The 16,127-nt window shown below is 39.2% G+C and carries 15 protein-coding genes; 10 read left to right on the forward strand and 5 right to left on the reverse strand.

Features of this window, described 5'->3' with window-relative positions; genetic code table 11:
- Window positions 1–92 precede the first annotated feature (92 nt).
- Entirely contained in the window at window positions 93–1,577 is a 1,485-nt protein-coding gene (locus tag ACFSGI_RS06395) for an aminotransferase class I/II-fold pyridoxal phosphate-dependent enzyme (RefSeq protein WP_204823334.1), read from the reverse strand.
- Between the two features lie 190 nt (window positions 1,578–1,767).
- Here ACFSGI_RS06395 and ACFSGI_RS06400 point away from each other — a divergent pair, with 190 nt between their 5' ends.
- Window positions 1,768–3,105, forward strand: coding sequence for an MFS transporter (locus ACFSGI_RS06400; RefSeq protein ID WP_204823335.1), 1,338 nt, complete (start codon window positions 1,768–1,770; stop codon window positions 3,103–3,105).
- A gap of 68 nt (window positions 3,106–3,173) precedes the next feature.
- Here ACFSGI_RS06400 and ACFSGI_RS06405 read toward each other — a convergent pair whose 3' ends face one another.
- Complete coding sequence (locus tag ACFSGI_RS06405; protein ID WP_204824925.1) at window positions 3,174–3,797, reverse strand: YktB family protein; 624 nt, start codon at window positions 3,795–3,797, stop codon at window positions 3,174–3,176.
- A gap of 340 nt (window positions 3,798–4,137) precedes the next feature.
- On the opposite strand from ACFSGI_RS06405, the gene ACFSGI_RS06410 reads away from it, so the two are divergent.
- The 3 genes from ACFSGI_RS06410 (at window position 4,138) to ACFSGI_RS06420 (ending at window position 7,079) form a co-directional block, all read left to right on the forward strand.
- A complete protein-coding gene (locus tag ACFSGI_RS06410; protein ID WP_204823336.1) occupies window positions 4,138–4,734 on the forward strand; it encodes a hypothetical protein in 597 nt (198 codons plus the stop codon).
- A 202-nt stretch (window positions 4,735–4,936) separates the two neighbouring features.
- Entirely contained in the window at window positions 4,937–6,349 is a 1,413-nt protein-coding gene (gene gndA, locus ACFSGI_RS06415; protein ID WP_204823337.1) for an NADP-dependent phosphogluconate dehydrogenase, read from the forward strand.
- A 196-nt stretch (window positions 6,350–6,545) separates the two neighbouring features.
- Window positions 6,546–7,079 (forward strand): shikimate kinase, encoded by a 534-nt coding sequence (locus ACFSGI_RS06420; RefSeq protein ID WP_379282731.1) that lies wholly within the window; start codon window positions 6,546–6,548, stop codon window positions 7,077–7,079.
- A gap of 69 nt (window positions 7,080–7,148) precedes the next feature.
- On the opposite strand, the gene ACFSGI_RS06425 is transcribed toward ACFSGI_RS06420, so the two are convergent.
- Window positions 7,149–7,454: a rhodanese-like domain-containing protein gene (locus ACFSGI_RS06425; RefSeq protein WP_204823338.1), complete on the reverse strand. Its 306-nt coding sequence runs from the start codon at window positions 7,452–7,454 to the stop codon at window positions 7,149–7,151.
- Window positions 7,455–7,620: 166 nt separating this feature from the next.
- Between ACFSGI_RS06425 and aroA the strand changes: the two genes are divergently transcribed.
- The 4 genes from aroA to ptsP all read left to right on the forward strand — a co-directional run bounded on the left by aroA (window position 7,621) and on the right by ptsP (window position 13,312).
- A complete protein-coding gene (gene aroA, locus ACFSGI_RS06430) occupies window positions 7,621–8,916 on the forward strand; it encodes a 3-phosphoshikimate 1-carboxyvinyltransferase (RefSeq protein ID WP_204823339.1) in 1,296 nt (431 codons plus the stop codon).
- Window positions 8,917–8,981: 65 nt separating this feature from the next.
- Complete coding sequence (locus ACFSGI_RS06435; protein ID WP_204823340.1) at window positions 8,982–9,413, forward strand: CoA-binding protein; 432 nt, start codon at window positions 8,982–8,984, stop codon at window positions 9,411–9,413.
- A 264-nt stretch (window positions 9,414–9,677) separates the two neighbouring features.
- Window positions 9,678–11,552 (forward strand): glucose PTS transporter subunit IIA, encoded by a 1,875-nt coding sequence (locus ACFSGI_RS06440; RefSeq protein WP_204823341.1) that lies wholly within the window; start codon window positions 9,678–9,680, stop codon window positions 11,550–11,552.
- Window positions 11,553–11,554: 2 nt separating this feature from the next.
- On the forward strand, window positions 11,555–13,312 hold the full coding sequence (gene ptsP, locus ACFSGI_RS06445) for a phosphoenolpyruvate--protein phosphotransferase (protein WP_204823342.1): 1,758 nt from the start codon (window positions 11,555–11,557) through the stop codon (window positions 13,310–13,312).
- Window positions 13,313–13,414: 102 nt separating this feature from the next.
- Here the strand turns inward: ptsP and ACFSGI_RS06450 are convergent, their stop codons facing one another.
- Window positions 13,415–13,783 carry a potassium channel family protein gene (locus ACFSGI_RS06450; protein WP_204823343.1) on the reverse strand — a complete coding sequence of 123 codons (369 nt, stop codon included), beginning with the start codon at window positions 13,781–13,783 and terminating at the stop codon, window positions 13,415–13,417.
- Window positions 13,784–13,787: 4 nt separating this feature from the next.
- Window positions 13,788–14,315 carry a type 1 glutamine amidotransferase domain-containing protein gene (locus ACFSGI_RS06455; protein WP_204823344.1) on the reverse strand — a complete coding sequence of 176 codons (528 nt, stop codon included), beginning with the start codon at window positions 14,313–14,315 and terminating at the stop codon, window positions 13,788–13,790.
- A 304-nt stretch (window positions 14,316–14,619) separates the two neighbouring features.
- Between ACFSGI_RS06455 and ytxJ the strand changes: the two genes are divergently transcribed.
- Both ytxJ and ccpA read left to right on the forward strand, forming a co-directional pair.
- Window positions 14,620–14,961 (forward strand): bacillithiol system redox-active protein YtxJ, encoded by a 342-nt coding sequence (gene ytxJ / locus ACFSGI_RS06460; RefSeq protein WP_204823345.1) that lies wholly within the window; start codon window positions 14,620–14,622, stop codon window positions 14,959–14,961.
- Between the two features lie 114 nt (window positions 14,962–15,075).
- Complete coding sequence (gene ccpA, locus ACFSGI_RS06465) at window positions 15,076–16,083, forward strand: catabolite control protein A (RefSeq protein ID WP_069329015.1); 1,008 nt, start codon at window positions 15,076–15,078, stop codon at window positions 16,081–16,083.
- Window positions 16,084–16,127 lie beyond the last annotated feature (44 nt).

The following is a 16,127-nucleotide window of genomic DNA, read 5'->3' on the forward strand; positions in this document are numbered from 1 at the left end:
GCCGGGTAGATATTGTATATTTCTATACAGTATTCACTCCGGCTTTTTTGTGTATTTACTTTGGTATTTTAATAGTAAAGATGAGTATATATTTAGAAAATAGCGTCTGTTTCTACGATTACTTTGACATGATGTACTGTACGATCTTCAGGCCCTTTGACTGGCAATCCTACTTCAACATGATCGGTAATATAATCGATATTTTCTTGTGAAATAACTTCACCTGGTAACAAAATAGGAATACCTGGCGGATATACATAAATAAATTCAGCGATAATACGTCCTGCTGATTCTTTAAAAGGAACCACTTCGGTATCACCATAAAAAGCATCACGCGGAATGAGTGACAATTGCGGAATCTCTGGAATTTTGACAACCAGTTCATGAATTTCTTTAGAACCGTCAGTACTGTAATATTGAGATGCCATATCAGTGAGCGAGCGCACAAGAATATCAACACTGTCCTGTGTATCTCCTGGAGTTACCAGACACAAAATATTATACATATCACTTAATTCAATCTCTAGATTGTAATGCTCACGTAACCAGTTCTCTGCATCGTATCCTGTAATACCTAAATGACGAATATGAATCGTTAGCTTAGTCGGATCATAGTTAAATGTTGCTTCACCGCCAAGTAATTCTTTCCCAAAGCAGTATAATCCCGGAATATCATTGATCTTTTGACGTGTTTCTTGAGCTAATTGAATCGTACGCTCTGCCATATCATGTCCATTAAGCGCTAGATTGCGACGTGACGTATCTAGAGAAGCTAATAGGATATATGAAGTAGATGTTGTGGTCAGCATGCTAATAATGGTCTGTACGCGGTGAGGATTCACATGACCATTTTTTACATTTAGATTCAACACAGAACTTTGAGTCATCGAGCCACCTAGCTTATGTACACTGGTAGCTGCCATATCTGCACCAGCTTCCATCGCAGAGATCGGCAAGTCTTTATGAAAATGAATCAATACACCATGCGCTTCATCGACCAATACAGGAACACCACGACTATGCGAAAGATCAACAATTTCTTTCAGATCAGCACAGACTCCGAAATAAGTCGGGTTAATAACAAGAACTGCTTTGGCATCAGGATGGCGATCTAGCGCGCGACGTACAGATGAAGTCGTAATCCCATGATCAATCCCCAAATTTTCATCACGTGCTGGAGAAACGAATACTGGCTTCGCTCCTGCAAAAATAATTGCAGACATAATCGATTTGTGCACATTACGTGGAACGATAATTTTGTCACCCGGTGAACAAACAGACAAAATCATTGTCATAATAGCGCCACTTGTTCCTTGTACTGAAAAATACGTATAATCAGCACCAAAAGCATCAGCGGCTAATTTTTGGGCTTGCTCGATCACACCCATCGGTTGGTGCAAATCATCAAGTGGTGCAATATTGATCAGATCTATAGAAAGGGTATTATCACCCACAAACTCTCGGAACTCCTGATCACTGCCGATTCCTTTTTTGTGCCCTGGAATATGGAATTGGACGGGATTGCTTGCCGCATGCTCTCGTAGAGCGGTGAAAAGCGGCGTTTGCTTATGATCCATTGAAGCTGTCACAACCTTTCTGAGGTAAAGTCATTATTCTGAGGCTAAAATGCTTATACAACATTTTGCCAAACAAAATGAGTATAGCAAAACGTGGGGGGAATGCAATAGTTAATATAATAAGATAAAATACATATAACATAAATACGTATACATTCAAGGGTAGACTTGAAGGGAGTCATCGTTAGTAATGGTATCGATTGCGAACGCTAGTACAGATCATCCAAATCAAGCAAAAAAGCGTCAACGTAATATTTTTGTTTTTGTATGCCTGTGGCTACTTATTTTTTTAGTGGAATTTGTTAAAGGTGGATTGCTAGTCACTTTGTTACCTGTATATATGGGACATGTACTTGGATTACCTGCTTTTGCAATTGGTATCGCTTTTGCATTGCAGTATGTAGGCGATAATGCACTTCGAGGTCCTGCTGGATGGCTAGCAGAACGATTAGGATTTCGAATGATTATGTCGATCGGTATGATCCTTGTATTAGGCGCTGTATTTATTATGGCAACAGAAAAAAGTACAGGTTGGTTAATATTAGCTTGTGGTGTAATGGGGATTGGTAGTGCTCCATTATGGCCTTGTGTGATGTCTAAAATTACCGATCTGTCCCATGCCGATGGAAAATATGGAACCTCTATGAGTATTATTGAGATTGCTTCTCTTGGAGGAGCGGGACTTGGGCCGGTTACGGTCAATTGGATTAGTGATACATCGTACCAATCTACATTATGGATGATGTTGATCTGTATGACTGTTGTACTGGCTATTGCTTTATGCTTACCGGGTCGCAAAGAATCGTCTTCTATAGCAACAGTTAATAATCATGTAACAGATCAAACCCATAATAATGCTGAATCACTAACTGAAAATCAACTATCTGCGCCCAATCTATCGGTGTCCCGTATAACAAGGAAACAACGTTTGCAACAATATATCGTATTGATTCGTTCACTCCATATTCATCCGCTATTGTATCCAGCACTTTTTTTGCAATCTTTTGCGTTGGGTATTTTGACACCTATTATCACTCTATATGTTATAAGTCAGTTGGGATTAACACCGGCTTATTTTAATGGGTTATTAATTGCTGGTGGTGGCGTTACTGCTTTGGGTCTGATTCCAGCAGGTCGTCTGATCGATCGTTGGGGAAGTCGGTACTTTTTGAATATCGGATTTTTACTAGCAGGTACAGCTTTAATAGGGATTGCTTCTACCACTGTATTGGCATGGATATGGATATTTGTAGTCTGTGTCGGTCTCAGTTACGCTATGATTTTACCAGCATGGAATTCGTTGCTAGCTAATCTTGTGCCAGCACAAGAACGTGGAATGATCTGGGGGTTATTTTTGACGTTACAGGGATCAGGGCTTGTTATTGGTCCTTTAGTATCGGGAAAGTTATGGGATATTATCAGCCCGCAAGCCCCATTTTTTGTTAGTGCCAGTTCAATGTTTATTTTATTCGGTATTCACTGGATAATGATACGTCATCGCAAAAAGTTAGCTGTATCCAAAACATAATAATCCAACATAAACGAAAACCCTTTATCTGCTTGGATAGTAGATAAAGGGTTTTTAGCAATTGTATATTAGAATGCCATACGGTATAACGGAAGCAATTGTTCAAAAGTCTGTTCTACTTTTGCTATAAAAGCTTTGCCATCTTGAAGCAAAGGATCATCTTTTTCGATCCGTAATCCACATACAATTTCGGATTTTTTGACAGTTTGCAATCGCTCAGCCGTATCTGTCCAGTATTGATCGTCCAATTCTCCCTGAATATGAGCTTGTGGCGACATATGATCGGTAGACCAGTAAAATTCATCTGGAATCATTTGTTTTACTTGTTTCCACTCTTTTTGTAGCGCTTTTCCAAAATCAACTTTACGCGGGCTTTCATAAATAATCGCAAACACAATAAACACATGACTACCAAACATACCTACTTCAAAATGAGGTAACGCTTTATACCCACGTTTATTAGATGCCCATGCTACCCATGTGTCTTTAGGTGGATTAACTGTACGACGAGCATGTTTGGCGACATGCACATACATCTCTTCACCACATAATGTGGCTAAATAAGGTTGTATTTGTTCACCAATCGTTGTCAATTTAGGTCGAATCGTGCTAATTAATGCATCCATACGTGGCTCTAACCCATCAATTGTAAACACATCAAAGTCCGCAGAATCAAAACCAGTAAATTCAATATTATTCATCGTTGTGATGCCTCTCTTTCCAAATCGATCCATATAAATATAGCGATAATCAGCGTTTATTATAGCACAAGAGCAGGCAATTATTTCATGAAGATTACATGTGAGTGTACGCTTTAGTGCTTAGACAACCCTGTAAAGGGGTAAAATTATAATAAGTATATATTGTACTAAAGTTTGAATCTACAACGATACTTTTATGATTTATAATTTCACAACCAGTATTCATTGTTTATACTTTTTATTGTATATTTTCTCATTTAATTACAGAACAGCTAGACAGATATATAGAATCACATACAGATAAAACAAATGTTAAAAAGGAGGTACTACTATGAATAAAAGTTACGAAGTCGAGTATTGTAACTTGGAGTTGCGTTTTCAACGTCGGGATATTCAGAATTTGATTCGTGATTTGATCAAAGAAGGATATTCATTGTATTGGAGAGAAACGGAGGATTCATTTATCGTCTCGATCCGTACAGATGATCATATGACCAAATTACGTTTTCAACAAACTCAAGAAGGATACAAATTGATCGGAGACTATCGTATCCATGATTCGCGTTTGTCGGAATGGATGGAAAAACTGATCGGTGATACGCGTGGTCATGCTATTGTCAAACGATTCAAAGATCAACAGATTTTAGTTGAAAATATTCTGTTTGGTGAAGTGATCCGTATGGTCGAAATTTCTGGCTTTGAACAGCGCGTCTTGTATCAAAAAGAATCTACGTTAACGCATGAAGCGTTACACACACTTTTTTTATCAACGGAAGGTGAAGAGAGATTGGAAAATATAGAAACCCAAATTGACGAGTCCCTTGATCGATTGAATGAAGCAATCAAAACAGGCGATACTGAAAAAATTGATGAATGTAAAAAAGTGTTGGAAAATCTTCGTTTTGAACTTATTCGTTTGGAAAAGTAAACTCTAAAACGTGATCTCCAAAATAATTTGTTGAAATAGCCAAAATATTCACAATTCTTTCAACAATTCTATGAATTTTGGTCAGATCACGTTTTGAGACTTTCCTTATGACATTAAAACCTGTAAAATGATGAATTGAGCCAACTTATTTTATGCAAAATCATGAATACAAAATATTGAAGCAAAGGATGGAGAACCAGAAATGTCTAAACAACAAATTGGTGTTATCGGTCTTGCCGTTATGGGTAAGAACTTAGCTTTAAATATTGAAAGCAGAGGCTTCACAGTATCTGTATTCAATCGTTCTCCGCAAAAAACGAACGATTTGCTTGAAGAAGCAAAAGGTAAAAATTTAACAGGAACATTCTCTATTGAAGAGTTTGTTAATTCATTAGAAGTGCCACGCAAAATTCTAATTATGGTTCAAGCAGGATCTGCAACAGATTCTACAATTGAACAATTGATTCCTTTCTTAACTGAAGGCGACATCATTATTGATGGTGGTAATGCTTACTTCCCTGATACGCAACGTCGTAGCAAAGACTTGGAAGCTCAAGGATTCCGCTTTATCGGTACAGGTGTATCCGGTGGTGAAGAAGGCGCACTTAAAGGGCCTGCTATTATGCCAGGTGGACAAGAAAGTGCTTATAAATTAGTAGAACCTATTCTTACAGCAATTTCGGCTAAAGTCGATGGCGACCCTTGCTGTACATATATCGGACCAGACGGTGCTGGACACTATGTAAAAATGGTGCATAACGGTATCGAATATGGCGATATGCAGTTGATTGGCGAAGCATACAACTTGCTTACATCTGTTCTAGGAACATCTGCTGAAGAATTGCAATCTATTTTCAGCGAATGGAACAAAGGCGAGCTAGATAGTTACTTGATCGAAATCACAGCAGATATCTTCTCTAAATACGATGAAGAAACAGGCAAACCTATGGTTGATGTGATTCTTGATTCTGCTGGTCAAAAAGGTACAGGTAAATGGACAAGCCAAAGTTCACTCGATCTAGGTGTTCCTTTGTCTATGATTACTGAATCTGTATTTGCACGTTTCTTGTCTGCTATGAAAGAAGAACGTGTAGCAGCTAGCAAAATTTTAAATGGACCTAAAACAGATGCTTTTGCAGGTGACAAAGCTGAATTTATCGAAGCAGTACGCAGAGCATTATTCGCTTCCAAAATCGTATCTTACGCTCAAGGTTTCGCACAAATGCGTGCAGCTTCTGACGAATACGGTTGGGATTTGAAATATGGTAATATCGCTATGATTTTCCGTGGTGGTTGTATTATCCGTTCACGTTTCTTGCAAAACATCAAAGATGCGTACGACAAAGATTCCGGCTTGAAAAACCTATTGCTTGATGATTACTTCAAAGGTGTAGTTGAAGAATATCAAGACGCATGGCGTGAAGTAGTATCGATCGCTGTGAAATATGGTATTCCTGTTCCTGGATTCTCCAGCGCTTTGGCTTACTTTGATAGCTATCGTACAGAAAGATTGCCAGCGAACTTGCTACAAGCTCAACGCGATTATTTCGGTGCTCATACTTTCAAACGTTTGGACAAAGAAGGTACGTTCCATCACGAATGGATGCAAGAATAGTACACAATATCAGATCATTATGATTGCAAAGCGCACTGGAACTCCTATGCAGATAGGAAAAGCCAGTGCGCTTTTTCTAGGTTTACTTTGTCTGCTTATAAAGGGATAACATCGAAGAAACGAATGATTGTCTTATGTTTTGTCTCTATGCTATGATGGGGGGAATAGCATAGTTGTTGAAAGAGGTGTAGATAGAGTGCATCAATCAGAAAATAATTTACATTCCAATATTATACTGGTTGGAATGATGGGTACAGGCAAAACAACTGTAGGTACACTACTAGCGGATTTATTACAATATCCATTAGTCGATATCGATGCAGTAATTGCAGAATCAGAAGGTATGAGTGTACAGGATATTTTTGCTTCCAAAGGAGAATTGTACTTTCGTGAACTTGAAAGTCAAACACTTACTAGCGTGTTAGAGCAAAAAGGGCAGATTGTATCAACAGGTGGCGGTTCAGTATTGCGTGCTGAAAATTGTGATCTGATGATTGCTAAAGGGCTTGTGGTATGTCTGACTGCGGATATAGATCATATTGTACAGCGAGTAGGCGGAGATGATAACCGTCCTTTATTAGCAGGAGATACGTATGAACGGGTAAGTAGTATTATGGAACAACGTAAGCATGCTTATCAATTTGCACATGTTACAGTGGATACATCGCTTTTGAATCCTGATGAAGTGGCTTCACATGTTTTAACACGTTACCGCGTTCAAGCTTTTTAATGTTTAGGTGCGAAAGTAAAAGACTTGTTACATGAAGTCAACAAGTCTTTTATAAGAGATCGCTAGCTATTATTGATTTTCAACCCAATCAATCATACCACCAGACATATTAAGGCAATGATCGTAACCTAATTGTTGTAAATATTCGCGAGCGCGTTCACTGCGATATCCACTACGACAAATTAAAACAGTTGGTAACGTTTTATCGATTTCATTCAGACGATCAGGAATTTGACCCAAAGGAATATGTTTGGCACCGTCGATCATACCCTGGTTGACTTCTTCATCTTCACGTACATCAATCAATTGCAATTTTTCTCCGGCTGCTAAGCGTTCGCGCAGTTCATCGGTGTCGATCTGAGTAGAATTAGACATATATGTTATACCCTCATTTCTGAATGTGTTTTTAACTTCTTTATCATACCGAAGCGTGTTCTTGACTGTCAATTGAAGTGAATGTTTTACTGCAAAGAAATACTAGACATACAAGCTATTGATTACGATATAAATACTATTATTTTATTTGAAGGAGATTGAACTCATGGATGTTATTGTTACCCCTACCCCTGAACTTAAAGGAGAAATCGGAGCATTATCTTCTAAAAATTATACGACTCGCTATTTGCTAGTCGCTGCTCTAGCAGAAGGAACAAGTACAATTCATTTTCCAGCACATAGTGAAGATAGCGATGCTATGCGTCGTTGTATTCGTGATTTAGGAGCTATTTTAGAAGAAGATGATGAGAAAATAGTGATTACCGGATTTGGTAGTAAGCCTGTAGATGTAAAAGAGCTTAATGTAGGAAATGCTGGAGCGGTATTACGCTTTTTGATGGCAATTGCTGCGCTATGCCCTGAAGTGACGTTTGTGAATACATATCCTGATTCACTAGGTAAACGTCCACATGATGATTTGATTACATCATTAGGTCAACTAGGTGTAGAAGTAGAACATCAGAACGGAAGACTACCGATTACGATTCGTGGAGGTCAGCCGCGCGGTGGCAAGATTACTGTATCCGGTAGCGTAAGTTCACAATATTTGAGTGCATTGTTATTTTTGACTCCTTTATTAGAAGAAGATAGTGAAATTACTGTCTTACATGATCTCAAATCCAAAGTCGTTGTAGGACAGACACTTGAAGTATTAGCTCAAGCTGGCATTACAATTGAAGCTAGTGAAGACCTAATGACTTACAAAGTGCCTGGTCGTCAAAAATATCTAGCTCAATCTTACACTGTACAAGGTGACTATCCTGGATCAGCGGCTGTGCTAGCGGCAGCGGCAGTCACACAGTCTGATGTGATTATTCATCGTTTACCTGTTGAAAGTAAACAAGGAGAAAAAGCAGTAGTTGATGTATTGCAAATGATGCAAGTGCCTTTGACTCATGAAAATGATATTGTCCATGTCAAAGGAACAGGCAAACTGCAAGCGGTAGAATTTGATGGAGATGCTGCTACAGATGCTGTACTTGCAATGGTAGCAGCGGCTGTATTTGCAGAAGGAACATCGCGTTTCTATAATGTAGAAAATTTGCGTTATAAAGAATGTGATCGGATTACCGATTATTTGACAGAACTTCGCAAAGCAGGAGCGAATGTAGAAGAACGTCAAGCAGAGATTATTGTGCATGGTCGTCCTGAAGGTGTAGAAGGCGGAGTAACGATTGATGCTCATTATGATCATCGCGTCATTATGGCTCTGTCTATTGTAGGTCTGCGTGCGAAGCAACCGATTGTGATTCGTGATGCTCATCATGTAGCGAAGTCCTATCCACAGTACTTTGATCATATTCAAGCGCTTGGGGCTAATATAGAATGGGTACAAGGTTAATAGAAGTATCATGCACAACTTGATACATTTTCATTATCAAATACAGATCAAGGAGGAAGATCAAAATGGCTTTTACTAATCCTTCAAGAGAAGAAATCAAAACGATTTTGGAAAACGTAGGCAATATTGCAGTTGTAGGACTTTCTGACAAAATGGATCGTACTTCGTATATGGTATCCGCAGCGATGCAAAATCGAGGATATCGCATTATTCCTGTGAATCCGCAAGCAGCAGGTCAGAAGATTCTAGGCGAGACATGCTATGCTAGTCTGCAAGATGTCCCTGAACCGATCGATATGGTTAATGTGTTCCGTCGTAGTGAATATTGCGCAGATATCGCCAAAGAAGCAGTAGATGTAGGTGCCAAAACGATCTGGTTACAATTAGGTGTAGTCAATCAGGAAGCAGCACAAATAGCAGAAGAGCATGGTATCGATATGATTATGGATCGCTGTATTAAAGTAGAAGAAGCTATTGTGCGTCCTGTCAGAGTGTAATTATAGGAAATGTGTAATGGATAATATCCTCTATGGGGTAGATCATTCATAAAAATATAGAAAAGTCTGTAGGATAGTTGAGCAGGCTTTTCTATATTTTTTTGTCTTTTTATTATGTTTTGGACAATAGGTATAGAATAGATGAACAAATAGGTGTATGTTATATATGAAAATGAGGAAATCATGACATTCTTATCATATAGAGTCGCTTTGACAAAACATGGCCTACAGCGTACCATCAGGTATAGGAAGGGGGAGGGCGCGTTGAATTGGCTAGGTTCCCTGCAACAGTTCGGAAGAGCTATTATGCTTCCTACCATGGTACTTCCGGCAGCGGCTATTTTGCTTAGTGTGGGAGGACTTCCGTGGGGAGCATGGGGCTTACCTGTCGTCTCTGAGGTAGCTACAATAGCAGGTCAAAGTATTTTTCATTATTTACCGTTTATTTTCGCGATAGGCGTTGCGTTAGGGCTTGCTAATCAAGCAGGAACCGCAGGGCTTGCCGCTTTTGCCGGAATGGCATTATATGATCAGGTGACCAAGCACTTTAGCAGTGATTTGATACAACCTTCTACATTGATTGGAATTATGATGGGTATTATAGCCGGGGCAGTGTACAGGCGATTCAAAAATGTACGTCTTCCCGAAGCGATCCAATTTTTTGGCGGATCGCGTTTTGTTTTGCTGTTTATGGGGTTATTCTCTTCTGTATTTGCTTATGGGATGTTATGGTTTGCTCCTGTATTACAGCATTTACTCAATGGACTGACATGGGTATTGTCGACCATGGGCGGATTTGGACTCTTTTTATATGGAGCGTTATATCGTATTTTGTCTGCGTTTGGACTGCACCACTTATTGAATAATATTGTGTGGTTCCAGATTGGTTCATATGAAACGCATGGAGATATTGTACAAGGCGATTTGCCACGCTTTTTTAGTGGTGATCCGACCGCAGGTATTTATATGGCGGGATTATATCCGGTTATGATGTTTGCTTTGCCAGCAACAGCATTAGCGATTATTCAAGAAGCACGCGAAGACTTGAAACCTAAAGTACGCAAAACATTTATGCGCGCTGCTCTAGTCTGCTTTTTAACAGGTGTATCCGAGCAGATTGAGTTTGCTTTTTTATTTGCTTCTCCTTGGTTATTCGGTATTCATATTGTGTTGTCTGGACTGGCAATGTGGATTACGTATGCGTTAGATATTCATCATGGCTTTTCGTATTCAGCAGGAGCAATCGACTATGTGCTGAATTATCATTTATCGAGTAATGCATGGATGCTTATTCCAATTGGGATTGCCTACGGACTAGCGTATTACTTTATTTTCCGCTTTGCGATTCGTCGATTCCGAATTCCGACACCAGGTCGTGAAGAAGCTTCTACATTAGGCGATTGGGTTGGAAATATTCCGTATCAGACACCACTGATTTTACAAGCATTAGGTGGTAAAGAAAATATTGTACGAGTAGAAGCTTGTATTACAAGATTGCGATTAACGGTCGTTAATGATCGTGCTATAGATAGCCGCGCGTTAAAGTCACTTGGTTCAGCAGGATTGATCAAATTAGGTGGCGGTAATGTACAGATCGTTTTTGGAACATATTCAGAATTGATTCGGGAAGAGATTCGGAAGTTAATGGATCGCGATCTGACACATGTTCAATTTTGCGCTCCTGTACAAGGTAAAATGATAGCACTATCTGAAGTACCCGATCAGATTTTTGCAGGTAAGCTAGTTGGTGAAGGTGTTGCCTTTTTACCTGAAAGTGGTGAACTGGTCTCGCCTGTAGCAGGAACGATTATGCATTTGTATCCTACGATGCATGCGATCGGTATCGGCACATCAGAAGGTGTCGAAATATTGCTTCATATCGGTATCGATACCTCTCAGCAAAAAGGCTGCTTTGAAGCGGTTGTAGCTGCTGGCGATGTAGTAGAAGCCGGACAATTATTGATTAAGTTTGATTTGGAAACATTGCAAAAAAACGCACCGTCACTTGCAACACCGATGGTTATTACTAACCCTGATCGTGTTAGATCATGGAGTTATGCTCCTTTTAAAAATGTAAAAAAAGGACAAGGGGCGGTAATGTCGGTAGTATTGCATGATAAGAGCGGTGGGGGGGACTAAACATGATCAAAGGAATCGCAGCTGCTGGTGGAGTAGCGATAGGAAAAGCTTTTGTTTTGCCAACATGGGAATGGGATGTACCGGATCAATGTCTTGACCCTACAGACCTTGCGCAAGAATTTGAGCGCTTATATGAAGGCATTCGTACATCCAAAACCGAGATTGAGCTGATGAAAAATGAATTCGAGGAAATCGCAGGTCCTGAAGAATCCAGTATTTTTGATGCTCATTTAGCTATTTTGGAAGACCCTGAATTTATGAATGAGATTCGCGGTATTATCGAACGTCAATACAAAGCGGCAGAAGTGGCTGTACAAGAAGCGATTAACCATTTTGTAACGATGTTTGATCTACTGGATGATGAATATATGAAAGAACGGGCTGCTGATATTAAAGATGTTGGTAACCGTCTACTTAAACATTTGCTAGGTGCACCAGAAGTAACTTTGCCTACAGATACACAACCTTATATTTTGGTGGCTAAAGAGTTATCGCCATCGCAATTGGTACATTTGAATCCACATAATGTACTGGGTATTGCTACTATTCTAGGCGGAAAAACGTCTCATTCGGCAATTATGGCAAGAGCGATAGGTATTCCGCTTGTCTCTGGATTAGAAAGTCAATTAGACCCACCGATTCAGACCGGTGAAATGATTATTGTCGATGGAGATAATGGTAAAATTATTGTTCATCCTGATCAACAAACGATTGAACATTATAAGCGGATTAGAACCGCTCAGGATCGCCGTAAACGTCAGCTTGAAATGTTATCTACAGTCGACTCTATTACTAAAGACGGCATCCCTATGCGCCTCTCAGCGAATATTAGTTCGATTAAAGAATTGGATATTGCTTTGAAAAATGGAGCTAAAGGTGTAGGCTTGTTCCGTACAGAATTTATGTATATGGATCGTAACTCTTTTCCAAGTGAGCGTGAGCAATTTGAAGTGTATCGCTTAGTAGCAGAAAAAGCCAAAGGACAAGCAGTTGTTATCCGTACACTTGATATTGGCGGAGATAAAGAGCTGGATTATTTCCCTTTACCTGAAGAAGAAAATCCATTTCTAGGTTATCGAGCGATTCGCATTTGTCTGGAACATACCGAATTGTTCAAAACGCAGTTGCTTGCGATATTGCGTGCCAGTGCTTATGGAGCAGTCAAAATTATGTATCCGATGATCTCTTCCGTAGAAGAGGTTCAACAAGCGAATACTATTTTGCATGAAGCGATGGATGAATTAGATCAACGAGGGCTTCCTTACAATCGTGAGATTCAAGTCGGTATTATGATCGAAATTCCAGCGGCGGTAGCGATAGCAGATTTACTTGCCGAAGAATGTGACTTTTTCAGTATCGGGACAAATGATCTGGTGCAGTATGTACTGGCTGTTGACCGTATGAATGAACATATAGCTCATATGTATAATCCTTATCATCCGGCTGTGTTGCGAATGTTGCGCAGTACGATTCAAGCGGCTCATGCCGAAGGTATTCCGGTAAGTGTATGTGGAGAAATGGCTGGCGATGAGCGCTCGATTCCATTTTGGTTACACATGGGTGTTGATCATCTTAGTATGTCACCACAATCATTGTTGCGCGTTAAGCAAAGTATCCTGAATACTGATTCCAAGCAAGCATCTAGTCAAGCATTATCGTGGATGAAATTAAAAACGTCTCAAGCAATCGAAGAAGGTATTCAACAATATATGAATACCTTAACAGATTCAGATGCTTCTTTTGCTTCTTCGACTTCATAAATAAGTACCGAACAAATAAAAAAATATAAACCAAAAAAGGCATACCGTTAAAGGTTGCCTTTTTTGGTTTGGATGTAGAGTAGAGTATTGTTGAAAATGTACTTATTTATTATTCAATTTGCTTGTATGATCGTCAGCGTCATCTTGATCTTTGGGTTGTTGGATCAGTGCATAAGCAATATAACCGACCATACTTAAAAACAACCCTACTCCAACCATGATATAAACCATCGTAAACCATTTTCCAAGAGTGGTCTGAGGTTCAAAGCTAGGATGTCCGACTGTACTGAGCGTAGTTACACAAAAGTACAGTGCATCGACAATCGAAAGTCCTTCTTCTTTAACATAAAAAATCGTACCAGATAATAGTACAAGCAAGACTAACACAAATAATGCTTGAAAGTTTTTCAGCTTAAAAGCTCTCCATAGCCCGCTTAGTAAACGCTTGAGTGTAAGTAGAAAAGAAATCATCGATTCAAGACTTTGCTGCTAATGCATCACAAAATGCTTTGCCGTATGGAGGAAGATCGGGTGGACGACGAGCAGAAATAATATGACCATCTACAACAACCGCTTCATCTTTCCATGTAGCACCTGCATTTTCCATGTCATCGCGAATACCCGGCGTAGAAGTCACAGTCACTCCTTGCAAAATACCTGCGGAGATTAGTACCCAACCGGCATGACAGATTTGACCGATCGGCTTGCGAGCTTCATGCATTTCGCGTACTAATTCCAATACTTTAGGATACCGACGTAATTTATCTGGAGCCCAACCTCCAGGAACCAAAATCCCATCGTAGTCCGCACTGTCTAATTCGTCAAAGCTATATTCAGCTTCAGCAGGCACTCCGTATTTACCAATATATTTTTTACCACGATCAGCGCCGGCTAAATGAACTTCAGCACCTTCTTCGCGTACTCGATAAACAGGAACCCATAGTTCCAAATCTTCAAATTCTTCATCGACTAAAGCAATAACCTTTTTACCTGCTAATCTCATATTATCATCCCTTTCAGAGTTATATGTTATAAGTGCGATTGATCTAAATCTATCAATCCTTTTGATTGAGGTTCATTGTATCAAAATAAACGATAAGGATCAAAATACATCATGATGACCAAAAAAGACGCATAATCATAAAAAAGAAAACATTATGAAAATTACATTCACGTAAATTCGGCTAAAAAAACGGTAACAATGACAAAAAAATGGATTTTTACACTGTTATTTGTTAAGATACTTATGATAGTTATTCATGAAAACGTTCTTACATTAATTAATAGCAAAAGGGGATGTGTGCATAATGGCAAGTGTAACTCAGATGACTACAACCGATCAGTTACAAGAAGCTTTGAATCATACAACACAAAAACCACTGCTTGTTTTTAAACATAGTACTCGTTGTCCGATTAGCGCTGGCGCTTATAGTGAATTTAAATCGTATTTGGAAAACAATCCAAGTGAAGATGTCGATTACGGTTTGGTTTATGTAGTGGAAAATCGTGATGTATCGAATGCAGTAGCGGAGCATTTGCAAGTTAAGCATGAATCACCACAAGTGATTTTAGTGAAAAATGGTGAACCTGTCTGGAACACTTCACACTCTAAGATTACCGTAAGTTCACTACGTGAAGCGTTATCTTAACATCATAACAATGATTGCAAGTCATACTGTTTTAGCGTATCATGAATCTAAATGAAAAACGAAGCAAATTCTTGAAAACATGAAGAAAATTTATTGGTAATGGAGAGAAGGACCGTGACAGTAACCATTTATGATGTAGCACGCGAAGCTGGAGTATCTATGGCTACAGTATCTCGTGTAGTGAATAATAACCCGAATGTCAAACCACAAACACGCAAAAAAGTTTATGAGGCAATAGAACGTTTAGGATATCGTCCTAACGCAGTAGCACGTGGACTCGCGAGTAAAAAGACGACTACTGTAGGCGTTGTTATTCCTGATATTTCAAACTCTATTTTTGCAGAAATTGCCCGCGGTATTGAAGATATTGCGAATATGTATCATTACAATATTATTCTTTGTAATGCTGATAAGAAAAAAGAAAAAGAAATTCGTGTTGTTAACACATTGTTAGAAAAGCAAGTAGATGGTCTGTTATTTATGGGCGGAACAGTAACAGAAGATCATCTACAAGCTTTCCAATCTTCAGCTGTACCTATCGTGTTATGTGCAACTCGTGATGAAAATGGATTGATTCCATCAGTAGATATCGATCATGAAGCAGCAGCTTTTGATGCTGTTAATACATTGATTCGTCATGGACACCGCGAGATTGCGATGATCAGTGGTACATTACAAGATCCTGCAAATGGATATTCCCGTTTCCAAGGATACAAAAAAGCACTAGAAGCTGCAAATATTGAATACAAAGAAGACTGGGTGCGTATCGGTAACTATCGTTATGAATCTGGCGTTGAAGCGATGAAATATTTTATCGGTCTCAAAAAACGTCCAACTGCTATTTTTGCAGCAACTGATGAAATGGCTATTGGTGCTATTCACAGTATTCAAGACGAAGGCTTGAAAGTACCGGACGATTTCTCTATTATTTCTGTAGATAATATTCGCCTTGCTTCTATGGTACGTCCGCAGCTAACTACAGTAGCACAACCAATGTATGATCTGGGTGCTGTAGCTATGCGTCTATTAACAAAATTGATGAAAAAAGAAAACGTCGAAAATACACGTGTTATTTTGCCACACGAAACGATTCTACGTTTGTCTGTCAATCAATTGAACTAATATTATATAGTAGAAATCATCAAAAGCGTCTTTTCCTTTAAGGA

This window comes from Paenibacillus nicotianae, from assembly GCF_042681745.1.
GTDB classification, from domain to species: Bacteria; Bacillota; Bacilli; order Paenibacillales; family Paenibacillaceae; genus Saccharibacillus; species Saccharibacillus nicotianae.